Genomic DNA, 23,009 nt, shown 5'->3' with positions numbered 1-23,009 from the left:
GGCCCACGACGCCCGAATGCGCCCGCAGTTCGCCTTTACCTGCTCACTTCCCCTCGAGCCCATCGTTCATCCCGTCGCCCTCCCCGCCGAATCCGACTTGACGCTTAAGCCTCTGGTCAGCGAGCGCAGGAATTTTCCACCGCAGAACAACTTTTCATAAAGACGCGACGAGGTTTATCTCCCATGGCACTGACACGCGAACAGCAAATTGCAGCCCTCGAAAAAGACTGGGCTGAAAACCCGCGCTGGAAAGGCGTGACACGCACTTACTCCGCTGCTGACGTCGTCCGCCTGCGTGGCTCGGTTCAACCTGAGCACACCTTTGCAAAAATGGGCGCCGAGAAGCTGTGGAACCTGGTCACCCAGGGTGCCAAGCCAGCCTTCCGTCCTGAGAAAGATTTCGTCAACTGCATGGGCGCCCTGACCGGCGGCCAGGCTGTGCAACAAGTCAAAGCCGGTATCCAGGCGATCTACCTGTCGGGCTGGCAGGTTGCTGCGGACAACAACTCCGCCGAATCGATGTACCCGGACCAGTCGCTGTACCCGGTGGACTCGGTTCCAACCGTGGTCAAGCGCATCAACAACTCGTTCCGTCGTGCCGACCAGATCCAGTGGAAAGCCGGCAAGAACCCGGGCGACGCAGGCTACATCGACTACTTCGCACCGATCGTGGCTGACGCCGAAGCCGGTTTCGGCGGCGTACTGAACGCCTACGAGCTGATGAAGAGCATGATCGAAGCAGGCGCCGCCGGCGTTCACTTCGAAGACCAGCTGGCTTCCGTGAAGAAATGCGGCCACATGGGCGGCAAGGTACTGGTTCCTACCCAGGAAGCCGTACAGAAGCTGACCGCTGCCCGTCTGGCAGCTGACGTCGCCGGTACGCCGACCATCATCCTGGCCCGTACCGACGCCAACGCCGCTGACCTGCTGACGTCCGACTGCGACCCGTACGACCAGCCATTCGTGACTGGCGAACGTACCCAGGAAGGCTTCTACAAAGTGCGCGCCGGTCTGGACCAGGCCATCGCTCGCGGCCTGGCCTACGCTCCGTACGCCGACCTGATCTGGTGCGAAACCGCCAAGCCAGACCTGGACGAGGCTCGTCGCTTCGCTGAAGCGATCAAGAAGGAATACCCGGACCAACTGCTGTCGTACAACTGCTCGCCTTCCTTCAACTGGAAGAAAAACCTGGACGACGCGACCATCGCCAAGTTCCAGCGCGAACTGTCCGCCATGGGCTACAAGCACCAGTTCATCACCCTGGCCGGCATTCACAACATGTGGCACAGCATGTTCAACCTGGCGCACGACTACGCCCGCAACGACATGACTGCCTACGTGAAGCTGCAAGAGCAGGAATTCGCTGACGCCGCCAAAGGCTACACCTTCGTGGCTCACCAGCAGGAAGTGGGCACCGGCTACTTCGACGACATGACCACCGTGATCCAGGGTGGCTCGTCTTCGGTAACCGCACTGACCGGTTCGACTGAAGAAGAACAGTTCCACTGATCTGCTTCGCCTGAGACATCAGCCGCTGCGGGCCGAATAGAAAGCTAACCGCAGCGCTGCACATCTGACGCCCCGACCGCCTGGTTCGGGGCGTTTTTTTGCCTGCGATTTCACCAACACCACACTCTCCCTGTAGGAGCGAGCCTGCTCGCGAAAAACTCAAGGACGCCGCTGGGGAATCGGGTTCCCCGCGTTATCGTTCACGACCATCGCGAGCGAGCTCACTCCTACAAGTAACGCCCATATAAGACAACTTCCCGAGTATCTGAAGGACAAGCAGTATAAAAACCAAGCCAAACAATATTGATTATCATTTAGCTGCAACTATGTTCGTTACATTCCTTACAAAACATAATTGACGAAATGCCGGCTAATGCCCACGGGCCAAGGGCCACAGGGCTTTTGGGGTTCCCTATGTCCTTATTCCTATAAATAATTTCGCTATAGGAATTTTACTTGCCGGGTGTTTAGCCATAAAATCAGCGGGATTGATTGCTGCGACATATCGTCACTGCTTTTGTTTCTTTTCAAGCTCAGAGACCTTTGCTCTCTGTTAAGGATTACCAGCATGCCCGAAGCGACAGGACTCATGGCCCACAACTGGGGCTTTGCCATTTTCCTTCTAGGCGTTGTCGGCCTCTGCGCCTTCATGCTGGGCGTCTCCAGCCTCCTCGGGTCAAAAGCCTGGGGCCGCAGCAAAAACGAACCGTTCGAGTCCGGCATGCTACCTACAGGTGGCGCCCGCTTGCGGCTCTCAGCCAAATTCTATCTGGTCGCGATGCTCTTCGTGATCTTCGATATCGAAGCCCTCTTTCTCTTTGCATGGTCTGTGTCCGTCCGCGAAAGCGGCTGGACCGGATTCGTCGAAGCTCTCGTTTTCATAGCAATTCTGTTGGCAGGCCTTGTCTACCTATTCCGAGTGGGCGCCCTTGACTGGGCTCCGGAAGCTCGGCGCAAGCGGCAAGCGAAGCTGAAACAATGAGGCTTTGGCAATGCAATACAATCTCACCAGGATCGACCCCGATGCTCCTAACGAGCAGTATCCGATTGGCCAGCGGGAAACCGTTTCCGATCCGTTAGAAGATCAAGTCCACAAAAACATTTTCATGGGCAAGCTCGAAGACGTGCTCAACGGCACGATCAACTGGGGGCGCAAGAACTCCCTGTGGCCGTATAACTTCGGTCTTTCGTGCTGCTACGTGGAAATGACCACCGCCTTCACGGCGCCCCACGACATCGCGCGCTTTGGCGCCGAGGTTATCCGGGCATCGCCGCGCCAGGCGGATTTCATGGTTATCGCCGGTACCTGCTTCATCAAGATGGCGCCGATCATTCAGCGTCTCTACGAGCAAATGCTCGAGCCTAAATGGGTCATTTCCATGGGTTCGTGCGCCAACTCCGGTGGCATGTACGACATCTACTCCGTCGTTCAAGGGGTGGACAAGTTCCTGCCCGTGGACGTCTACGTGCCTGGCTGCCCGCCCCGCCCTGAAGCTTTCCTGCAAGGCCTGATGCTGTTGCAGGAGTCGATTGGCCAGGAGCGTCGCCCACTTTCCTGGGTCGTTGGCGATCAAGGCGTGTATCGCGCCGAGATGCCTTCCGAGAAGGAAAAGCGCCGCGAACAGCGTATTCAGGTAACCAACCTGCGCAGCCCCGACGAAGTCTGATCCAGATCTGCTGTTTCAAAGAAACGAGAAGCTGGCTTCATTCTTTACGTTGACCGAAAGCGATAAATAACCATGACTACAGGCAGTGCTCTGTACATCCCGCCTTACAAGGCAGACGACCAGGATGTGGTCGTCGAACTGAACAACCGTTTTGGCCCGGAGGCGTTCACCGCCCAGCCTACCCGCACCGGCATGCCGGTGCTTTGGGTTGCCCGCGCCAAACTCGTCGAAGTCCTGACTTTCCTGCGTAACCTGCCCAAGCCGTACGTCATGCTCTATGACCTGCACGGCGTGGACGAGCGTCTGCGCACCAAGCGTCAAGGGCTGCCGAACGGCGTCGACTTCTCCGTGTTCTACCACTTGATGTCGATCGAACGTAATAGTGACGTAATGATCAAGGTCGCCTTGTCCGAGAGCGACCTCAGCCTGCCGACCGTCACCAGCATCTGGCCGAACGCCAACTGGTACGAGCGTGAAGTCTGGGACATGTTCGGCATCGACTTCAAAGGCCACCCGCACCTGTCGCGCATCATGATGCCGCCGACCTGGGAAGGTCACCCGCTGCGCAAGGACTTCCCGGCGCGCGCCACCGAGTTCGATCCGTTCACCCTGAACCTGGCCAAGCAGCAGCTCGAAGAAGAGTCCGCGCGCTTCAAGCCGGAAGACTGGGGCATGAAACGCTCCGGCCCGAACGAGGACTACATGTTCCTCAACCTCGGCCCGAACCACCCTTCGGCGCACGGTGCGTTCCGCATCATCCTGCAGCTGGACGGTGAAGAGATCGTCGACTGCGTACCGGACGTCGGTTACCACCACCGTGGTGCCGAGAAGATGGCCGAGCGTCAGTCGTGGCACAGTTTCATCCCGTACACCGACCGTATCGATTACCTCGGCGGCGTGATGAACAACCTGCCGTACGTGCTCTCGGTCGAGAAGCTGGCCGGCATCAAGGTGCCGGAGAAGGTCGACGTCATCCGCATCATGATGGCCGAGTTCTTCCGGATCACCAGCCACCTGCTGTTCCTGGGTACCTACATCCAGGACGTGGGCGCCATGACCCCGGTGTTCTTCACCTTCACCGACCGCCAGCGCGCCTACACGGTGATCGAAGCCATTACCGGTTTCCGCCTGCACCCGGCCTGGTACCGCATCGGTGGCGTCGCCCACGACCTGCCGCGCGGTTGGGAAAAGCTGGTCAAGGACTTCGTCGAGTGGATGCCCAAGCGTCTGGACGAATACCAGAAAGCCGCCCTGGACAACAGCATCCTGCGTGGCCGGACCATCGGCGTCGCCGACTACAACACCAAAGAGGCCTTGGAATGGGGCGTCACCGGTGCCGGCCTGCGTTCGACCGGTTGCGACTTCGACCTGCGTAAAGCGCGCCCGTACTCGGGCTACGAGAACTTCGAATTCGAAGTGCCGCTGGCCGCCAATGGCGATGCCTACGACCGCTGCATCGTTCGTGTCGAGGAGATGCGCCAGAGCATCAGGATCATCGACCAGTGCCTGCGCAACATGCCGGAAGGCCCGTACAAGGCGGATCACCCGCTGACCACGCCGCCGCCGAAAGAGCGCACCCTGCAGCACATCGAAACCTTGATCACGCACTTCCTGCAGGTTTCGTGGGGCCCGGTCATGCCGGCCAACGAATCCTTCCAGATGATTGAAGCGACCAAGGGCATCAACAGTTATTACCTGACGAGCGATGGCGGCACCATGAGCTACCGCACCCGGATTCGTACCCCAAGCTTCCCGCACCTGCAGCAGATCCCTTCGGTGATCAAAGGCAGCATGGTCGCGGACTTGATCGCGTACCTGGGTAGTATCGATTTCGTTATGGCCGACGTGGACCGCTAAGCATGAACAGCACGCTTATCCAGACAGACCGTTTCACCTTGAGTGAAACCGAGCGCTCGGCCATCGAGCACGAGTTGCATCACTACGAAGACCCGCGCGCGGCGTCGATCGAAGCCCTGAAGATCGTCCAGAAGGAGCGTGGCTGGGTGCCGGACGGCGCCCTGTACGCCATCGGCGAGATCCTCGGCATCCCGGCCAGCGACGTTGAAGGCGTGGCGACGTTCTACAGCCAGATCTTCCGTCAGCCGGTCGGCCGTCACATCATTCGCGTCTGCGACAGCATGGTCTGCTACATCGGCGGCCACGAGTCGGTGGTCAGCGAAATCCAGAGCAAGCTCGGCATCGGCCTGGGTCAGACCACCGCCGATGGTCGTTTCACCCTGCTGCCAGTCTGCTGCCTCGGCAACTGCGACAAGGCGCCGGCGCTGATGATCGACGACGACACTTTCGGTGATGTGCAGCCTGCCGGCGTTGCCAAATTGCTCGAGGGCTACGTATGACCCTGACTTCCTTCGGTCCAGCCAACCGCATCAAGCGTTCGGCCGAGACTCACCCGCTCACCTGGCGTCTGCGCGATGACGGCGAAGCCGTATGGCTCGACGAGTACCAGGCCAAGAACGGTTACGCCGCTGCACGCAAGGCCTTCGCCGACATGGCCCAGGACGACATCGTCCAGACCGTGAAAGATTCCGGCCTCAAGGGTCGCGGCGGTGCAGGCTTCCCCACTGGCGTGAAGTGGGGCCTGATGCCCAAGGACGAATCCATCAACATCCGCTACCTGCTGTGCAACGCGGATGAAATGGAGCCGAACACCTGGAAAGACCGCATGCTGATGGAGCAACTGCCCCATCTGCTGATCGAAGGCATGCTGATCAGCGCCCGCGCGCTGAAAACCTACCGTGGCTACATCTTCCTGCGTGGCGAGTACACCACCGCCGCCAAGCACCTGAACCGTGCCGTGGAAGAAGCCAAGGCAGCTGGCCTTTTGGGCAAGAACATCCTGGGCAGCGGTTTCGATTTCGAGCTGTTCGTCCACACCGGTGCCGGGCGTTACATCTGCGGTGAAGAAACCGCACTGATCAACTCCCTCGAAGGCCGCCGCGCCAACCCGCGCTCCAAGCCGCCCTTCCCTGCCGCCGTTGGCGTGTGGGGCAAGCCGACTTGCGTGAACAACGTCGAGACCCTGTGCAACGTGCCGGCGATCATTGCCGACGGCGTGGACTGGTACAAATCCCTGGCTCGCGAAGGCAGCGAAGACATGGGCACCAAGCTCATGGGCTTCTCCGGCAAGGTCAAGAATCCGGGCCTGTGGGAGTTGCCGTTCGGCGTCACCGGTCGCGAGCTGTTCGAAGACTACGCCGGTGGCATGCGCGACGGTTACAAGCTCAAGTGCTGGCAGCCAGGCGGCGCCGGTACCGGCTTTCTGTTGCCGGAACACCTGGACGCACAAATGTACGCCGGCGGCATCGCCAAAGTGGGCACCCGCATGGGTACCGGCCTGGCCATGGCGGTGGACGACAGCGTCAACATGGTGTCCCTGCTGCGCAACATGGAGCAGTTCTTCGCCCGCGAATCCTGTGGCTTCTGCACCCCGTGCCGCGATGGCTTGCCATGGAGCGTCAAGCTCCTGATGGCCATCGAGAACGGTGAAGGCCAGCCAGGCGACATCGAGACCCTGCTGGGTCTGGTCGGTTTCCTCGGCCCAGGCAAGACCTTCTGTGCTCACGCACCGGGCGCCGTGGAGCCATTGGGCAGCGCAATCAAATACTTCCGTCCAGAGTTCGAAGCCGGTATCGCGCCTGTCAGCGCCGCCGTCCCGCCTCTGGCAAGGCCGATCGTAGTCGGCGCGTAACCGCTTAAAAAGGCGAAGGGTCCGTGCCCTTCGCTTTTCGTGTGATGACGCCGTAAGCGGCTGTGTTGATTCACGCGAATGACAAGATTCCATTAGCCACGCCCGCTGACACCGGGCCAACGAAGAACTTTGAACCATGGCCACTATCCACGTAGACGGCAAAGAGCTCGAAGTCGATGGGGCAGACAACCTGTTACAGGCATGTCTGTCGCTAGGCCTCGATATCCCTTATTTCTGCTGGCACCCTGCCCTGGGCAGCGTTGGCGCTTGCCGCCAGTGCGCGGTCAAGCAGTACACCGACGAGAACGACACCCGTGGTCGCATCGTCATGTCCTGCATGACCCCTGCTACCGACAACACCTGGATCTCCATCGAAGATGAAGAGTCCAAGGCGTTCCGCGCCAGTGTTGTTGAATGGCTGATGACCAACCACCCTCACGACTGCCCGGTCTGTGAGGAAGGCGGTCACTGCCACCTGCAAGACATGACGGTAATGACCGGCCACAACGAGCGCCGTTACCGCTTCACCAAGCGTACCCACCAGAACCAGCAACTGGGCCCGTTCATTTCCCACGAAATGAACCGCTGCATCGCTTGCTACCGCTGCGTGCGCTTCTACAAGGACTACGCTGGAGGCACCGATCTCGGTGTGTTCGGCGCCCACGACAACGTGTACTTCGGTCGCGTTGAAGACGGCACCCTGGAAAGCGAGTTCTCCGGCAACCTCACCGAGGTCTGCCCGACCGGTGTGTTCACCGACAAGACTCACTCCGAGCGCTACAACCGCAAGTGGGACATGCAGTTCTCGCCGAGCATCTGCCATGGCTGCTCCAGCGGTTGCAACATCTCCCCGGGCGAGCGTTACGGCGAACTGCGCCGCATCGAAAACCGCTTCAACGGTTCGGTGAACCAGTACTTCCTGTGCGACCGTGGCCGCTTCGGCTATGGCTACGTCAACCGCGAAGACCGTCCACGTCAGCCGCTGCTGGCCAACGGCACCAAGCTGAGCCTCGACGACGCGCTGGATAAAGCTGCTGATTTGCTACGCGGTCGCAACATCGTCGGTATCGGTTCGCCTCGCGCCAGCCTCGAAAGCAACTACGCGTTGCGCGAGCTGGTCGGTGCCGAGCACTTCTACTCGGGTATCGAAGCCGCCGAACTGGAGCGCATCCGCCTGGTCCTGCAAGTGCTCAAAGACAGCCCGCTGCCAGTGCCGAACATGCGCGACATCGAAGACCACGACGCCGTGTTCGTCCTCGGTGAAGACCTGACCCAGACGGCTGCGCGCATGGCCCTGTCCCTGCGGCAATCGGTCAAGGGCAAGGCCGAAGACATGGCCGACGCCATGCGCGTCCAGCCTTGGCTCGACGCCGCCGTGAAGAACATCGGCCAGCACGCGCTGAACCCGCTGTTCATCGCCAGCCTGGCTGAAACCAAGCTCGACGACATCGCCGAAGAGTGCGTTCACGCCGCTCCCGACGACCTGGCCCGCATCGGTTTCGCCGTGGCGCACGCCCTCGACGCCAGCGCACCGGCCGTTGAAGGCCTGGACGCTGAAGCCCTCGAACTGGCCAAGCGCATTGCCGACGCCCTGCTCGCGGCCAAGCGCCCACTGATCATCGCCGGTACTTCCCTGGGCTCCAAAGCCCTGATCGAAGCTGCCGCGAACATCGCCAAGGCCCTGAAGCTGCGCGAGAAGAACGGTTCCATCAGCCTGATCGTGCCGGAGGCCAACAGCCTCGGCCTGGCCATGCTCGGTGGTGAATCGGTCGACGCCGCGCTGCAAGCGGTGATCGATGGCAAGGCCGACGCCATCGTCGTGCTGGAAAACGATCTGTACACCCGTACCGACAAGGCCCGTGTCGATGCTGCCCTGAGCGCCGCCAAAGTGCTGATCGTGGCCGACCATCAGAAGACCGCCACCAGCGATCGCGCGCACCTGGTGCTGCCAGCTGCCAGCTTCGCTGAAGGCGACGGTACCCTGGTCAGCCAGGAAGGCCGCGCCCAGCGCTTCTTCCAGGTCTTCGATCCGAAGTACATGGACGCGAGCATCCTGGTCCACGAAGGCTGGCGCTGGCTGCATGCCCTGCGCGCCACCCTGCTGAACCAGCCGATCGACTGGACCCAGCTGGACCACGCCACCGCCGCTGTCGCTTCCAGCACCCCGGTCCTGAACCGCATTGTCGACGCCGCACCGTCCGCCGCGTTCCGCATCAAGGGCATGAAACTGGCCCGTGAACCGCTACGCTACTCCGGTCGTACCGCCATGCGCGCCGACATCAACGTGCACGAACCGCGTACCCCGCAGGACAAGGACACCGCGTTCGCCTTCTCCATGGAAGGTTACTCGGGTTCGGCCGAACCGCGTCAGCAAGTGCCATTCGCCTGGTCTCCGGGCTGGAACTCGCCGCAAGCCTGGAACAAGTTCCAGGACGAAGTCGGTGGTCACATCCGCGCTGGCGACCCGGGCACCCGCCTGATCGAAAGCACCGGTGACTCGCTGAACTGGTTCGCCAGCGTTCCGCGCGCGTTCAACCCGGCTCCAGGCACCTGGCAGGTCGTTCCGTTCTTCCACCTGTTCGGCAGCGAAGAAAACTCTTCGAAAGCCGCTCCGGTCCAGGAACGCATTCCGGCGGCCTACGTCGCACTGGCCAAGTCCGAAGCCGACCGCCTGGGCGTCAACGACGGTGCCATGCTGAGCCTGAACGTGGCCGGCCAGACCCTGCGTCTGCCGCTGCGCATCAATGAAGAGCTGGGCGCAGGCCTGGTGGCATTGCCTGCGGGCATCGCCGGCATTCCGCCAGCGATCTTTGGCAAATCCGTTGACGGTCTGCAGGAGGCAGCTCAATGACCTGGTTCACTCCTGAAGTGATCGACATCATCATCACGGTCCTCAAGGCCGTGGTGATTCTGCTCGCCGTGGTGGTTTGCGGCGCCCTGCTGAGCTGGGTCGAGCGTCGTTTGCTCGCCCTCTGGCAGGACCGTTACGGTCCGAACCGCGTCGGCCCGTTCGGCGCGTTCCAGATCGCCGCCGACATGATCAAGATGTTCTTCAAGGAAGACTGGACGCCTCCATTCGCCGACAAGATGATCTTCACCCTGGCACCGGTCGTGGCCATGAGCGCCCTGCTGATTGCCTTCGCGATCATCCCGATCACCCCGACCTGGGGCGTGGCGGACATCAACATCGGCATCCTGTTCTTCTTCGCCATGGCTGGCCTCTCGGTCTACGCGGTGCTGTTCGCCGGCTGGTCGAGCAACAACAAGTTCGCCCTGCTGGGCAGCTTGCGTGCCTCGGCGCAGACTGTGTCGTACGAAGTGTTCATGGGCCTGTCGCTGATGGGCATCGTGATCCAGGTCGGCTCGTTCAACATGCGCGACATCGTTGAATATCAAGCGCAGAACCTGTGGTTCATCATTCCGCAGATCTTCGGGTTCCTGACCTTCTTCATCGCTGGCGTGGCCGTGACCCACCGTCACCCGTTCGACCAGCCGGAAGCGGAACAGGAACTGGCCGACGGTTACCACATTGAATACGCCGGCATGAAATGGGGCATGTTCTTCGTCGGCGAGTACATCGGCATCGTGTTGATTTCGGCGCTGCTGGTGACCTTGTTCTTCGGTGGCTGGCACGGTCCGTTCGGCCTCCTGCCGCAGATCCCGTTCATCTGGTTCGCACTGAAAACCGCGTTCTTCATCATGATGTTCATCCTGCTGCGCGCGTCGATCCCGCGCCCACGGTATGACCAGGTGATGGATTTCAGCTGGAAGTTCTGCCTGCCGCTGACCCTCGTCAACATGCTGGTGACCGCTGCGATCGTGTTGCTCAACACGCCCGCCGTCGCGGCTCAGTGAGGATAGAGAATCATGAAGTACATATTTGACATCGTGCATGGCTTCTACACCCAGCTTCGCAGCCTGGTGATGATTTTCGGCCACGCCTTCCGCAAGCGCGACACGCTGCAGTACCCGGAAGAACCGGTCTACCTGCCGCCGCGCTACCGTGGACGTATCGTCCTGACCCGTGACCCCGATGGCGAAGAGCGTTGCGTAGCCTGCAACCTGTGCGCCGTGGCCTGCCCGGTCGGTTGCATCTCGCTGCAGAAAGCTGAAACCGAAGACGGTCGCTGGTACCCGGACTTCTTCCGCATCAACTTCTCGCGCTGCATTTTCTGTGGCCTCTGCGAGGAAGCCTGCCCGACCACCGCGATCCAGCTGACGCCGGATTTCGAAATGGCCGAGTTCAAACGTCAGGACCTGGTCTACGAGAAAGAAGATCTGCTGATCTCCGGCCCCGGCAAAAACCCTGATTACAACTTCTATCGTGTTGCAGGTATGGCGATTGCCGGTAAGCCGAAAGGCTCCGCGCAGAACGAAGCCCAGCCGATCAACGTGAAGAGCTTGCTGCCTTAAGGAAGAAAGATGGAATTCGCTTTCTATTTCGCATCGGGTATCGCTGTGGTGTCCACGCTTCGCGTGATCACCCACACCAACCCTGTGCACGCCCTGCTCTACCTGATCATTTCGCTGATCGCCGTGGCCATGACGTTCTTCGCCCTCGGCGCACCGTTTGCCGGTGTCCTGGAAGTGATCGCCTACGCTGGCGCCATCATGGTGCTGTTCGTGTTCGTGGTGATGATGCTGAACCTGGGCCCGGCCTCGGTTCAGCAGGAGCGCGCCTGGCTCAAGCCCGGCATCTGGGGCGGCCCGGTCCTCCTCGCCACGCTGCTGCTGGTGGAACTGCTGTACGTGCTGTTCTCCCACCAGACCGGTGAAGCCATCGGCCACACCACCGTAGACGCCAAGGCCGTGGGCATCAGCCTGTTCGGTCCTTATCTGCTGGTGGTTGAACTCGCCTCGATGCTGCTGCTCGCCGCAGCCGTCACGGCGTTCCACTTGGGCCGCAACGAAGCCAAGGAGCAATGACGATGCCTGCTATCCCCATGGAGCATGGTCTGGCGGTCGCCGGCATCCTGTTCTGCCTCGGTCTGGTCGGCCTGATGGTCCGCCGCAACATCCTTTTCGTGCTGATGAGCCTGGAGGTCATGATGAATGCCTCCGCCTTGGCGTTCATCGTTGCCGGTAGCCGCTGGGCGCAGCCGGATGGACAGATCATGTTCATCCTGGTGATCAGCCTGGCAGCCGCCGAGGCCAGTATTGGCCTGGCGATCCTGCTGCAACTGTATCGCCGCTTCCACACGCTCGATATCGACGCTGCCAGTGAGATGCGCGGATGAACCTTCTCTATCTGACTTTCGTATTCCCTCTCATCGGTTTCCTGCTGCTGTCGTTCTCCCGTGGACGCATCTCGGAAAACCTGGCCGCGCTGATTGGCGTCGGCTCCATCGGTCTGTCGGCGATCGTTACCGCCTATGTGATCTGGCAATTCAACGTCGCCCCGCCGGAAGGCGGCCACTACACCCAGGTGTTGTGGCAGTGGATGGCGGTGGAAGGCTTCACGCCGAACTTCGCCCTGTACCTGGACGGCCTGTCCTTGACCATGCTCGGTGTGGTCGTCGGCGTCGGCTTCCTGATCCACCTGTTCGCGTCCTGGTACATGCGCGGTGAAGCCGGTTACTCGCGTTTCTTCGCCTACACCAACCTGTTCATCGCCAGCATGCTGTTCCTCGTGCTGGGCGATAACCTGTTGTTCCTGTACTTCGGCTGGGAAGGCGTGGGCCTGTGCTCGTACCTGTTGATCGGTTTCTACTACAGCAACCGCAACAACGGTAACGCCGCACTCAAAGCCTTCATCGTGACCCGCATCGGTGACGTGTTCATGGCCATCGGCCTGTTCATTCTGTTTGCCCAACTGGGCACGCTGAACGTCCAGGAACTGCTGGTGCTGGCACCGCAGAAATTCCAGGCCGGCGACTTCTGGATGGTCATGGCCACCCTGATGCTGCTGGGCGGCGCTGTCGGTAAATCCGCGCAACTGCCACTGCAAACCTGGCTGGCGGACGCGATGGCCGGTCCTACTCCGGTTTCGGCACTGATCCACGCCGCAACCATGGTGACCGCCGGTGTCTACCTGATCGCCCGTACCCACGGCCTGTTCACCCTGGCGCCGGAAATCCTGCACCTGGTAGGCATTGTCGGTGGCGTGACCCTGGTCCTGGCAGGTTTTGCAGCCCTGGTTCAGACCGACATCAAGCGTATCCTCGCCTACTCGACCATGAGCCAGATCGGCTACATGTTCCTGGCCCTGGGCGTTGGTGCCTGGGATGGCGCGATCTTCCACCTGATGACCCACGCCTTCTTCAAGGCCCTGCTGTTCCTTGCATCCGGTGCGGTGATCGTTGCCTGCCACCACGAGCAGGACATCTTCAAGATGGGCGGTCTGTGGAAGAAACTGCCACTGGCCTACGCCAGCTTCATCGTCGGTGGCGCAGCCCTGGCGGCCCTGCCACTGGTAACCGCAGGCTTCTACTCCAAGGACGAAATCCTCTGGGAAGCGTTCGCCAGCGGCAACCACGGTCTGCTCTACGCAGGTCTGGTCGGTGCGTTCATGACTTCGCTGTACACCTTCCGCCTGATCTTCATCGCGTTCCACGGTGAAGCGAAGACCGAAGCCCACGCCGGTCACGGCATTGCCCACTGGCTGCCACTGTCGGTACTGATCGTACTGTCGACCTTCGTCGGCGCAATGATCGTTCCGCCACTGCACGGCGTGCTGCCTGAGAGCGTCGGCCATGCCGGCGGCGAAGCCAAGCACAGCCTGGAAATCGCCTCGGGCGCCATCGCCCTGGCCGGTATCCTGCTGTCCGCGCTGCTGTTCCTCGGCAAGCGTCGCTTCGTGACGGCCATCGCCAACAGCGGCATCGGCCGTGTCCTTTCGGCCTGGTGGTTCGCTGCCTGGGGCTTCGACTGGATCTACGACAAACTGTTCGTCAAGCCGTACCTGGCGATCAGCCACATCCTGCGCAAAGACCCGCTCGACCAGACCATCGGTCTGATCCCGCGCATGGCCAAAGGCGGTCACACCGCCCTGAGCCGTACCGAGACCGGTCAACTGCGTTGGTACGCCGCCTCGATGGCTGCTGGTGCCGTGCTGGTCATCGGCGCCGTCGTGCTGGTAGCGGTCTGATATGAACCTTGCGAATTTGCGAAAGGAAACGAACCCGTCATGATTCTGCCTTGGCTAATCCTGATCCCCTTCATCGGCGGCCTGCTGTGCTGGATGGGTGAGCGCTTCGGCGCCACCCTCCCCCGCTGGATTGCGCTGATCACCATGTCCCTGCTGCTTTCCCTCGGCCTCTGGCTGTGGGCCAACGGTGACTATTCATTCGCTCCGGCACCGGGTGCCGATCCGACCTGGGCGCTTGAGTTCAAGCATGTCTGGATCCAGCGCTTCGGCATCAACGTGCACCTGGCCCTCGACGGCCTGTCGCTGTTGATGATCATGCTGACCGGCCTGCTGGGTGTCCTCTCGGTACTCTGCTCGTGGAAAGAGATCCAGCGTCACGTGGGCTTCTTCCACCTGAACCTGATGTGGATCCTGGGCGGTGTCGTCGGCGTGTTCCTCGCCCTCGACCTGTTCATGTTCTTCTTCTTCTGGGAAATGATGCTGGTGCCGATGTACTTCCTCATCGCGCTCTGGGGTCACAGTTCTTCGGACGGCAAGAAAACCCGGATCTACGCGGCGACCAAGTTCTTCATCTTCACTCAGGCTTCCGGCCTGATCATGCTGGTGGCGATCCTGGGCCTGGTACTGGTCAACTTCAACGACACCGGCGTGATCACCTTCAACTACGCCGACCTGTTGAAGACCAAGATGTCGACGACCACCGAGTACATCCTGATGCTCGGCTTCTTCATCGCCTTCGCGGTCAAGCTGCCCGTGGTACCGTTCCACTCCTGGCTGCCTGACGCTCACGCCCAGGCACCGACCGCCGGTTCCGTCGACCTCGCCGGTATCTTGCTGAAAACCGCTGCCTACGGCCTGCTGCGTTTCGCCCTGCCGCTGTTCCCGAATGCGTCGGCCGAGTTCGCTCCGTTCGCCATGACCCTGGGTCTGATCGGGATCTTCTACGGTGCGTTCCTGGCGTTCGCGCAAACCGACATCAAGCGTCTGATCGCCTTCTCGTCCGTTTCCCACATGGGCTTCGTACTGATCGGCATCTACTCCGGCAGCCAACTGGCGCTGCAGGGCGCGGTGATGCAGATGCTGGCCCACGGCCTGTCAGCGGCGGCACTCTTTATCCTGAGTGGCCAGCTGTACGAACGCACTCACACCCGCGACATGCGCGAAATGGGTGGCCTGTGGTCGAAGATCGCCTACCTGCCGGCCCTCAGCCTGTTCTTCGCGGCGGCGTCCCTGGGCCTGCCGGGTACCGGTAACTTCGTCGGTGAGTTCCTGATCCTGATCGGCACCTTCCCGATCGCCCCATGGGTCACCATCATCGCCACGTCCGGCCTGGTGTTCGGTTCGGTCTACTCGTTGATCATGATCCATCGTGCCTACTTCGGCCCGGCCAAATCGGACGCGGTGATGCATGGCATGGACGGTCGCGAAATGATCATGGTGGTCGGTCTGGCTGCACTGCTGATCTACATCGGCGTGTACCCACAACCGTTCCTCGATACCTCTGCCGCGACGATGCATGGCGTGCAGCAGTGGCTCGGCACCGCCTTCACTCAACTCGCTTCGGCCCGGTAAGAGCGCTATGGAATTCACGACTCAACACTTTATCGCGCTAGCGCCGCTGTTGATTACCAGCGCCACGATCATCGTGGTGATGCTGGCAATTGCCTGGCGCCGCAACCACTCCCAGACCTTCCTGTTGTCCGTGGCGGGTCTGAACCTGGCGTTGCTGTCGATCCTGCCAGCCTTGAAGGTCGCGCCATTGGCCGTGACCCCACTGCTGCAAATCGATAGCTTCGCTTGCCTGTACATGGCACTGATCCTGGTCGCCACCCTCGCCTGTGTCACCCTCGCCCACGCCTACCTCGGCGATGGCGGCACGGGGTACCCGGGCAACCGTGAAGAACTGTACCTGCTGATCCTGATGGCCGCCGCCGGTGGCCTGGTGTTGGTCAGCGCGCAGCACCTGGCCGGGTTGTTCATCGGTCTGGAACTGCTGTCGGTGCCGGTCTACGGTCTGGTGGCCTATGCCTTCTTCAACAAGCGTTCTCTGGAAGCCGGTATCAAGTACATGGTGCTGTCGGCTGCCGGCTCCGCGTTCCTGTTGTTCGGTATGGCCCTGCTGTACGCAGACTCCGGCTCCCTGAGCTTCGTCGGCATCGGCCAGGCGCTGGCGGCTACTGGCCTGCCAAGCTCGCTGGCACAGCTGGGCCTGGGCATGATGCTGATCGGCCTGGCGTTCAAGCTGTCGCTGGTGCCCTTCCACCTCTGGACTCCAGACGTCTACGAGGGTGCTCCGGCACCGGTCGCAGCGTTCCTGGCCACCGCTTCCAAAGTGGCCGTGTTCGCAGTGATGGTGCGCCTGTTCCAGATCTCGCCAGCGGCCAGCAGCGGCGTGCTGAGCGACGTGCTGACCATCATCGCCATTGCATCGATCCTGTTCGGTAACCTGCTGGCACTGACCCAGAGCAACCTCAAGCGTCTGCTGGGTTACTCGTCCATCGCCCACTTCGGCTACCTGCTGATCGCCCTGGTGGCGAGCAAGGGCCTGGCCGTGGAAGCCATCGGCGTGTACCTGGTCACCTACGTGATCACCAGCCTCGGCGCCTTCGGCGTGATCACCCTGATGTCCTCGCCGTACAAAGGCCGTGACGCAGACGCCCTGTACGAATACCGCGGCCTGTTCTGGCGCCGTCCGTACCTGACCGCCGTACTGACCGTGATGATGCTGTCCCTGGCCGGTATCCCGCTGACCGCGGGCTTCATCGGCAAGTTCTACATCATCGCCACCGGTGTCGAGTCGCACCAATGGTGGCTGGTCGGTTCCCTGGTACTGGGCAGCGCCATCGGCGTGTTCTACTACCTGCGTGTGATGGTCACCCTGTACCTGATCGAACCGAACCTGCGTCGCGTCGACGCCCAGCTGCACTGGGAACAACGTGCAGGCGGCGTGATGCTGCTGGCCATCGCGGTACTGGCCTTCTTCCTCGGCCTGTACCCACAACCGCTGCTGAACCTGGTTCAACAGTCGGGCCTGGCGGGTTGATCGCTTAGGCGACTCTCGGCAACAAACAAAAACGGCACCTTCGGGTGCCGTTTTTGCGTTTATGGGATTTGTTAAGGCAGCCCTGCCCTTTTGGAAACCAGCCTCACCTACATGACGAAATTGTAATTCCCTCATCACCTTGGCGTTATCCGCAGCTTGCAACGATGTCACCCGGCGACCATGCCGGCGGGCCTATGCCCGCCGAACAATAAAACCCACGCCGAAGCACGTGACCGCTCTTCCGAAACCCAAGGAGTAATTGATGGTTAGCACTATAAAAATGTCGATGGCCGCTTTGGCTGTAGTGGTCGGCTCAGGGCCGTCCATGGTCTTGGCGGAAGATAAAGCCGAGGGATTTGTCGAAGGCAGCAGCCTGACGGTACTCAACCGCAACTTCTACTTCAATCGCGATTACCGCAAAGGCCAGTCCAGCCCCACTGGCAATGGGTATTCCGAAGCCTGGGCACACGCCATCATCAGCAAGTTCGAATCCGGGTATACCCAAGGGACTTTCGGGGTCGGGGTCGACGCGTTTGCGATGATCGGATTGAAGCTAGACACCGGTGACGGGCGCAACGGTGGCCGCAGCTCATTTGATGTGTTGCCGGTCGACAGTAACGGCCAGGCGCAGGACGAATACACCAAGGTCGGTGGCGCCGCCAAAGTGCGGGCCTTTGACACGGAGATAAAAGTCGGCGACGTGTTTCCTGCGACGCCTGTCGTCGCGGCGGGTGACTCCAGGCTGTTGCCGGAAAGCTTCCGCGGCGTCACGGCGACCAACACCAGCATCGAAGGCCTGACGGTTCAGGGTGGTCGCTTGCATGCGATGAGCCAGCCGACGTCCAGCGACATGCGCGAAAACTTTGAGACCTTCTACGGCGGCCCGGTTGACTCACCTTGGGCCAGTTACTTCGGTGGCGACTACACGCTGAACAACAATCTCAGTTTCAGCCTGTACTCCAGCCGCCTCAAGGATGCCTGGAATCAATACTACGCAGGCACCGCATGGACTTACCCGTTGTCGGATGAGCTGTCGCTGTTTGGCAGCCTTAACTATTACAAGGCGGTCGATGAAGGCAAACAGTTACTCGGCACATTCGACAACAACATCTGGAGCGGTCGGGTCGGCGTGAAACTCGGCGCCCACTCCGTCGCGTTATCGCACCAGCGTAACAACGGCAATGACGACTTCGATTATCTGCGCCAGTCCGACTCGATCTACCTCGACAACTCCATCCAGTACAGCGACTTCAACTCGCCCAAGGAACGTTCGTGGATGGCGCGGTATGACCTCGATATGACGACCTATGGCGTGCCTGGATTGTCGTTCATGACCCGTTACGCCCGTGGCAGCGACGCCGACTACTCGAACGCCAACTCCGTGTACATGCGCCGCGATGCCGAAGGTAATCCGCTGACCGACCAAAAGCGCTGGGAACGCGACATCGAAGTCAAATACGTGGTGCAGACCGGCTCGTTGAAAGACCTGTCGCTACGCCTGCGCCAGGCCAATACCCGGGCTACCGCGTATGAATCGGATCTGGATGAAGTGCGGGTAATTATCGAGTACCCGCTGGCGATTCTCTGACTTCACTGCTTGTGCATATTCACCTTTAGAAGCTCCTTGCTCCTTTGGTAAGAGGTGAATTTTTTGGCGTCCTTTGGGACGCCTTTTTTGCCCCCGGACTTGGCCGGCTCAACCAGCATCTTTATCGACTGCCCCACCGCTATCGCGGGCAAGCCTGCTCCCACAGAGTTTAGTAGTGTTAGCAGGGACCGCGGTGATTAGCCCGCGGGATCGACATTATCCAGCTCCTCGTTCACCGCCAGCTCGCCGAGCATGTCGACCTGCGCAATCCCCAGCAGCGTCTTGCGCTTTCGGGGTACCGGGGTTCCAATCCCGTTCGCTGACTTGGCAGCGACCAGCACAGGCTAGTGACCGGACGTCCGACGGACAACCTGAAAACACCGCGGGAAGGTTCTGTCATTCAGTCACAGACTTAAACATCGCGAATTGAAATACCAATGCAGGTCTCACCCTCCGCGCTGACGACAATCCCCCGCCACCGTGTATTTGAGGGTGTTGAGCTGGCCTTTCGAGTCTTCGTAGGTCATTGCGGCAGGTACCACAGCGCAAGCCGCTTGCGGGCGCACGACGCTCACCACTTTGACCACATCCAGCTTCATTCCGTATTCATAGTCCTTGACCACCGGCGCCGGTTTGCCCTGGTTGACCGCGTACTGTTCCATGGCTTTGCTGTTGGCGCTGAGCGCCCTCTCGAACGTCCGGTCACCGCCGCCCTCAGCCAATGCACTCAGGGACATCGCCATCACGCCGGTGAACGTCATCAACTTGATCAATTTCATGTTCATTACCTTCATAAAAAAGCCCACCATCGGAATTCGATGACGGGCTTGTTCAAGTGCGGCACGCTTACAAATCTTTGGTCTTGTCGTCCTTCTTTTCATTGACGACGACGGGATCCCGGGCCTGTTCCTTGGCGACGAACAGTTCTACGGAACGGTCTTTGGCCGCCATCATTCTAGCGAATGTCCTGTCGCCGCCACCGGCCGCCAAGACCACAGAAGACATCATCAACGCCGCTGCAAACGCACCCATTTGTACAAGTTTCATCTTTGATTCCTCGTTTAATTAACTAACGGGATCAAGGTAACAATCTGAACCTTTCGTGACGGTGGCGCGCAAATTACATATCCGTTATGTGCCAAGAAAACTGTGGGAGTGGGCCTGCTCGCGAAAGCGGCGGATCAGTCGGCATCATTACCGACTGACAGGACGCCTTCGCGATCAGGCTCGCTCCCACTGGGGATCACCTATTGGGCTGGGAGTGTGTCTTCGTCTCTTCTATGGGCGAGTTGGTACAGCGCCGGCAATATCAGCAGCGTCAAAATGGTCGAGGACACAATCCCGCCAATCACCACCGTTGCCAGCGGACGCTGCACCTCCGCCCCGGTGCCGGTCGCCAGCGCCATCGGAATGAAGCCCAGTGACGCCACCAGCGCCGTCATCAACACCGGCCGCAGTCGGGTCAGCGCACCCTTGTTGATCGCATCAGACAGCGAACGCCCCTCCTCCCGCAAATTGCGGATAAACGCGATCATCACCAGCCCGTTGAGCACCGCCACCCCCGACAGCGCAATGAATCCGACGCCTGCCGAGATGGACAGCGGGATGCCCCGCAACCACAACGCCATGACGCCACCGGTCAAGGCAAATGGAATGCCGGTGAACACCAGCAGCCCATCCTTTAGATTGTTGAACATCATGAACAACAAACCGAACACCAACAGCAGCGCCACCGGCACCACGATCTGCAAGCGCCTGGCCGCCGATTGCAACTGCTCGAACTGCCCACCCCAGCTGGTCCAGTAACCCGCGGGAACCTGCACATCGCGTTCGATCACCTCGCTGGCCTCTTTAACGAACGAACCAATATCCCGACCACGCACGTTAGCGCTGACAATCACCAACCGCTTGCCGTTTTCGCGGCTGACCTGATTGGGCCCGAGCACCAGATCGAGGCTGGCAACGTCCTTGAGCGCGATGAAGCCAATCTGGTCGGCAGCGCGATTGAGCGGCGCCGGTACCGGGATCAGCAGCGCCGACAGGCCGTCGATGTCCTTGCGCATGGCATCGGACAGGCGCACCACCATGTCGAAACGCCGGTCGCCTTCGTACAGCGTCCCGGCCTGACGCCCGCCCACCGCCACCGCAATGGTGTCTTGCACATCGCCAACGTTGAGGCCATAACGCGCGGCCATGTCGCGATCGATGTTGATGGTCAGCACAGGCAGGCCGGTGGTTTGTTCAACCTTGACCTCGGAAGCGCCATTGACCTTCTGCAGGGCTGCGGCAACCTTTGCCGCCGTGGCATTGAGTACGTCCATGTCATCACCGAACACCTTGACCGCCACGTCGCTGCGCACGCCGGAGATCAGTTCGTTGAAGCGCAACTGGATCGGCTGCGACAGCTCATAGTTGCTGCCCGGCAACGTCGCGGCGGCTTGTTGCAGTTCAGTCATCAGGGTTTCACGGGACTTGCCCGGGTCCGGCCACTGATCTTTTGGCTTGAGCATCACGTAGCTGTCGGAGATGTTCGGCGGCATCGGGTCGGAGGCGATTTCGGCGGTGCCGGTACGGGCGAACACACGTTCGACTTCCGGCACTTTAGCGAGGACCAGGGTTTCCAGACGCTGCTGCATGTCCACCGACTGGGTCAGGCTGGTGCCTGGCACGCGCAAGGCTTGCAGGGCAAAATCGCCTTCACTGAGGCTCGGCACAAACTCGCTGCCCATGCGACTGGTTACCGCACCGCTGAGCACAATCACGCCCAATGCCATGCTTACGGCCAACGCCCGATGGCTCATCACCCAGGCCAACGCCGGGGCATAGACCTGGCGCGCACCGCGCATGACCACACCCTCCTCTTCCTTGACCTTGCCGGTAACGAACAGCGCAATGGCTGCCGGAACAAACGTCACTGACAACAGCATGGCGCCCAACAACGCGATGACCACAGTGAACGCCATCGGGTGGAACATTTTTCCTTCGACACCGCTCAAGGCGAAGATCGGCAGGTACACGACCATGATGATCAACTGGCCGAAAATCAGCGGACGACGCGCCTCTTTGGCGGCCGCAAACACTTCGTGAAAACGCTCGGAACGGGTCAACAAACGCCCGTGATGTTGCTGCGCATGGGCCAGCCGTCGCAGGGTGTTCTCAACGATCACCACCGCGCCGTCGACAATGATGCCGAAGTCGAGAGCGCCGAGGCTCATCAGGTTGGCGCTGACCTTGTTGCTGAACATGCCGGTGAAGGTGAAGAGCATCGACAGTGGAATCACCATGGCGGTGATCAGCGCCGCGCGGATGTTGCCGAGAAACAGGAACAGAATCGCGATCACCAGAATCGCGCCTTCCACCAGGTTCTTCTTCACCGTGGCGATGGCTTTGTCCACCAGATGCGTGCGGTCGTACACCGGCACCGCGATCACGCCGTTGGGCAAGGATTTATTGATCTGTTCGAGCTTGCTGGCAACCGCTTGCGAGACGGTGCGGCTGTTTTCGCCGATCAGCATGAACACAGTACCGAGCACCACTTCGCGACCGTTCTCGGTGGCGGCACCACTGCGCAATTCGCGGCCGATTTCCACGGTGGCGACGTTCTTCACTCGTATCGGCGTGCCGTCGACGTTGGCCATGACAATGTTGGCGATGTCCTCGGTGCTCGCCACTTGCCCCGGTGCACGAATCAGCAACTGCTCGCCGCTGCGCTCGATGTAGCCGGCGCCGACGTTGGCGTTGTTGCGCTCCAGCGCCGTGACCAGATCGGTGAGGGTCAGTTTGTACGCCGCCAGCAGTTTCGGATCGGGAGCGATCTGGTATTCCTTGGCAAACCCGCCGATGGTGTTGATCTCGGCGACACCCTGGACGTTGCGCAACTGCGGCTTGATGATCCAGTCCTGAATCACCCGCAGGTCGGTCGGCGTGTACGGCGTGCCGTCGTCCTTCAGCGCACCTTCCTGCGCCTCGACCGTCCACAGGAAAATCTCGCCGAGACCGGTGGAAATCGGTCCCATCATCGCATCCACTCCCTCGGGCAAATGCTCCTTGGCGATCTGCAGTCGCTCGTTGACCAGTTGCCGGGCGAAGAACAGGTCGGTGCCGTCCTTGAAGATCACCGTGACCTGCGACAGACCGGAACGCGACAGCGAGCGGGTCTGTTCCAGCGACGGCAGGCCGGCCATCGCGGTTTCAATCGGGAAGGTGATGCGCTGCTCGGTTTCCAACGGCGAGAACCCGGCGGCGCCGGTGTTTATTTGCACCTGGACGTTGGTGATATCCGGCACAGCGTCGATCGGCAGTTTTTGATAACTGGCGATGCCGAGGCCGGCCATGAGCAAAACGGCGAGCAGCACGATGATGCGCTGCTCGATGGCAAACTGGATCAGGCGTTCGAACATGAGAAC

The 23,009-nt window shown here is 60.6% G+C and carries 18 protein-coding genes and 1 pseudogene; 15 read left to right on the top strand and 4 right to left on the bottom strand.

Annotation, left to right across the window (positions count from 1 at the left end; genetic code table 11):
* Window positions 1-183: 183 nt before the first annotated feature.
* The 15 genes from aceA to AC07YV_RS07645 all read left to right on the top strand — a co-directional run bounded on the left by aceA (window position 184) and on the right by AC07YV_RS07645 (window position 18,603).
* Window positions 184-1,509, top strand: a complete 1,326-nt coding sequence (gene aceA, locus AC07YV_RS07715; RefSeq protein ID WP_007970439.1) for an isocitrate lyase — start codon at window positions 184-186, stop codon at window positions 1,507-1,509.
* 568 nt (window positions 1,510-2,077) lie between these two features.
* Entirely contained in the window at window positions 2,078-2,491 is a 414-nt protein-coding gene (locus AC07YV_RS07710) for an NADH-quinone oxidoreductase subunit A (protein WP_003223812.1), read from the top strand.
* A gap of 10 nt (window positions 2,492-2,501) precedes the next feature.
* Window positions 2,502-3,176: a NuoB/complex I 20 kDa subunit family protein gene (locus AC07YV_RS07705; RefSeq protein ID WP_007970441.1), complete on the top strand. Its 675-nt coding sequence runs from the start codon at window positions 2,502-2,504 to the stop codon at window positions 3,174-3,176.
* A 72-nt stretch (window positions 3,177-3,248) separates the two neighbouring features.
* A complete protein-coding gene (nuoC, locus tag AC07YV_RS07700; RefSeq protein WP_007981273.1) occupies window positions 3,249-5,033 on the top strand; it encodes an NADH-quinone oxidoreductase subunit C/D in 1,785 nt (594 codons plus the stop codon).
* Between the two features lie 2 nt (window positions 5,034-5,035).
* Window positions 5,036-5,533, top strand: a complete 498-nt coding sequence (gene nuoE / locus AC07YV_RS07695; protein WP_008020715.1) for an NADH-quinone oxidoreductase subunit NuoE — start codon at window positions 5,036-5,038, stop codon at window positions 5,531-5,533.
* Window positions 5,530-6,885: an NADH-quinone oxidoreductase subunit NuoF gene (gene nuoF, locus AC07YV_RS07690; RefSeq protein ID WP_095966502.1), complete on the top strand. Its 1,356-nt coding sequence runs from the start codon at window positions 5,530-5,532 to the stop codon at window positions 6,883-6,885. The genes nuoE and nuoF overlap by 4 nt, the downstream gene beginning before the upstream one ends.
* 136 nt (window positions 6,886-7,021) lie before the next feature.
* A complete protein-coding gene (gene nuoG / locus AC07YV_RS07685) occupies window positions 7,022-9,736 on the top strand; it encodes an NADH-quinone oxidoreductase subunit NuoG (RefSeq protein WP_102699202.1) in 2,715 nt (904 codons plus the stop codon).
* Complete coding sequence (gene nuoH, locus AC07YV_RS07680) at window positions 9,733-10,740, top strand: NADH-quinone oxidoreductase subunit NuoH (protein WP_015094375.1); 1,008 nt, start codon at window positions 9,733-9,735, stop codon at window positions 10,738-10,740. The genes nuoG and nuoH overlap by 4 nt, the downstream gene beginning before the upstream one ends.
* A gap of 12 nt (window positions 10,741-10,752) precedes the next feature.
* The gene (nuoI, locus tag AC07YV_RS07675; protein ID WP_015094374.1) at window positions 10,753-11,298 is read left to right on the top strand and encodes an NADH-quinone oxidoreductase subunit NuoI; all 546 of its coding nucleotides are present in this window, start codon (window positions 10,753-10,755) and stop codon (window positions 11,296-11,298) included.
* Between the two features lie 9 nt (window positions 11,299-11,307).
* Window positions 11,308-11,811 (top strand): NADH-quinone oxidoreductase subunit J, encoded by a 504-nt coding sequence (gene nuoJ / locus AC07YV_RS07670; RefSeq protein ID WP_015094373.1) that lies wholly within the window; start codon window positions 11,308-11,310, stop codon window positions 11,809-11,811.
* 2 nt (window positions 11,812-11,813) lie between these two features.
* Entirely contained in the window at window positions 11,814-12,122 is a 309-nt protein-coding gene (gene nuoK / locus AC07YV_RS07665; RefSeq protein ID WP_007946416.1) for an NADH-quinone oxidoreductase subunit NuoK, read from the top strand.
* The gene (nuoL, locus tag AC07YV_RS07660) at window positions 12,119-13,972 is read left to right on the top strand and encodes an NADH-quinone oxidoreductase subunit L (protein WP_095966505.1); all 1,854 of its coding nucleotides are present in this window, start codon (window positions 12,119-12,121) and stop codon (window positions 13,970-13,972) included. Before nuoK ends, nuoL begins: the two co-directional genes overlap by 4 nt.
* A 39-nt stretch (window positions 13,973-14,011) precedes the next feature.
* Window positions 14,012-15,544, top strand: coding sequence for an NADH-quinone oxidoreductase subunit M (gene nuoM / locus AC07YV_RS07655; RefSeq protein WP_102699203.1), 1,533 nt, complete (start codon window positions 14,012-14,014; stop codon window positions 15,542-15,544).
* A 7-nt stretch (window positions 15,545-15,551) separates the two neighbouring features.
* Window positions 15,552-17,015, top strand: a complete 1,464-nt coding sequence (gene nuoN, locus AC07YV_RS07650; RefSeq protein ID WP_015094370.1) for an NADH-quinone oxidoreductase subunit NuoN — start codon at window positions 15,552-15,554, stop codon at window positions 17,013-17,015.
* A gap of 262 nt (window positions 17,016-17,277) precedes the next feature.
* Window positions 17,278-18,603 carry an OprD family porin gene (locus tag AC07YV_RS07645; protein ID WP_102699204.1) on the top strand — a complete coding sequence of 442 codons (1,326 nt, stop codon included), beginning with the start codon at window positions 17,278-17,280 and terminating at the stop codon, window positions 18,601-18,603.
* Between the two features lie 197 nt (window positions 18,604-18,800).
* Here the strand turns inward: AC07YV_RS07645 and AC07YV_RS07640 are convergent.
* The 4 genes and pseudogenes from AC07YV_RS07640 to AC07YV_RS07625 all read right to left on the bottom strand — a co-directional run.
* Window positions 18,801-18,890: pseudogene (locus tag AC07YV_RS07640) on the bottom strand (DUF6124 family protein); the annotation flags it as partial.
* A gap of 159 nt (window positions 18,891-19,049) precedes the next feature.
* Window positions 19,050-19,382 (bottom strand): DUF2790 domain-containing protein, encoded by a 333-nt coding sequence (locus tag AC07YV_RS07635; RefSeq protein ID WP_102699205.1) that lies wholly within the window; start codon window positions 19,380-19,382, stop codon window positions 19,050-19,052.
* A gap of 67 nt (window positions 19,383-19,449) precedes the next feature.
* Window positions 19,450-19,650, bottom strand: a complete 201-nt coding sequence (locus tag AC07YV_RS07630) for a co-regulatory protein PtrA N-terminal domain-containing protein (protein WP_102699206.1) — start codon at window positions 19,648-19,650, stop codon at window positions 19,450-19,452.
* A gap of 200 nt (window positions 19,651-19,850) precedes the next feature.
* Window positions 19,851-23,003, bottom strand: coding sequence for a CusA/CzcA family heavy metal efflux RND transporter (locus AC07YV_RS07625; protein WP_102699207.1), 3,153 nt, complete (start codon window positions 23,001-23,003; stop codon window positions 19,851-19,853).
* Window positions 23,004-23,009 lie beyond the last annotated feature (6 nt).

The organism is Pseudomonas sp. GW456-E7, from assembly GCF_059424105.1.
The sequence above is the reverse complement of the archived record's forward strand: the minus strand, read 5'-3'. Positions and strand labels throughout refer to the sequence as shown.

What these genes read in the sequence shown, in the direction of transcription:
- nuoC (WP_007981273.1), top strand. Translation starts at nt 3,249, where the DNA reads ATGACTACAGGCAGTGCTCTGTACATCCCGCCTTACAAGGCAGACGAC.
- AC07YV_RS07705 (WP_007970441.1), top strand. Translation starts at nt 2,502, where the DNA reads ATGCAATACAATCTCACCAGGATCGACCCCGATGCTCCTAACGAGCAG.
- nuoH (WP_015094375.1), top strand. Translation starts at nt 9,733, where the DNA reads ATGACCTGGTTCACTCCTGAAGTGATCGACATCATCATCACGGTCCTC.
- nuoK (WP_007946416.1), top strand. Translation starts at nt 11,814, where the DNA reads ATGCCTGCTATCCCCATGGAGCATGGTCTGGCGGTCGCCGGCATCCTG.
- AC07YV_RS07710 (WP_003223812.1), top strand. Translation starts at nt 2,078, where the DNA reads ATGCCCGAAGCGACAGGACTCATGGCCCACAACTGGGGCTTTGCCATT.
- nuoL (WP_095966505.1), top strand. Translation starts at nt 12,119, where the DNA reads ATGAACCTTCTCTATCTGACTTTCGTATTCCCTCTCATCGGTTTCCTG.
- nuoI (WP_015094374.1), top strand. Translation starts at nt 10,753, where the DNA reads ATGAAGTACATATTTGACATCGTGCATGGCTTCTACACCCAGCTTCGC.
- AC07YV_RS07635 (WP_102699205.1), bottom strand. Translation starts at nt 19,382, where the DNA reads ATGAAATTGATCAAGTTGATGACGTTCACCGGCGTGATGGCGATGTCC.
- nuoJ (WP_015094373.1), top strand. Translation starts at nt 11,308, where the DNA reads ATGGAATTCGCTTTCTATTTCGCATCGGGTATCGCTGTGGTGTCCACG.
- aceA (WP_007970439.1), top strand. Translation starts at nt 184, where the DNA reads ATGGCACTGACACGCGAACAGCAAATTGCAGCCCTCGAAAAAGACTGG.
- nuoN (WP_015094370.1), top strand. Translation starts at nt 15,552, where the DNA reads ATGGAATTCACGACTCAACACTTTATCGCGCTAGCGCCGCTGTTGATT.
- AC07YV_RS07645 (WP_102699204.1), top strand. Translation starts at nt 17,278, where the DNA reads ATGGTTAGCACTATAAAAATGTCGATGGCCGCTTTGGCTGTAGTGGTC.
- AC07YV_RS07630 (WP_102699206.1), bottom strand. Translation starts at nt 19,650, where the DNA reads ATGAAACTTGTACAAATGGGTGCGTTTGCAGCGGCGTTGATGATGTCT.
- nuoF (WP_095966502.1), top strand. Translation starts at nt 5,530, where the DNA reads ATGACCCTGACTTCCTTCGGTCCAGCCAACCGCATCAAGCGTTCGGCC.
- nuoE (WP_008020715.1), top strand. Translation starts at nt 5,036, where the DNA reads ATGAACAGCACGCTTATCCAGACAGACCGTTTCACCTTGAGTGAAACC.
- AC07YV_RS07625 (WP_102699207.1), bottom strand. Translation starts at nt 23,003, where the DNA reads ATGTTCGAACGCCTGATCCAGTTTGCCATCGAGCAGCGCATCATCGTG.
- nuoG (WP_102699202.1), top strand. Translation starts at nt 7,022, where the DNA reads ATGGCCACTATCCACGTAGACGGCAAAGAGCTCGAAGTCGATGGGGCA.
- nuoM (WP_102699203.1), top strand. Translation starts at nt 14,012, where the DNA reads ATGATTCTGCCTTGGCTAATCCTGATCCCCTTCATCGGCGGCCTGCTG.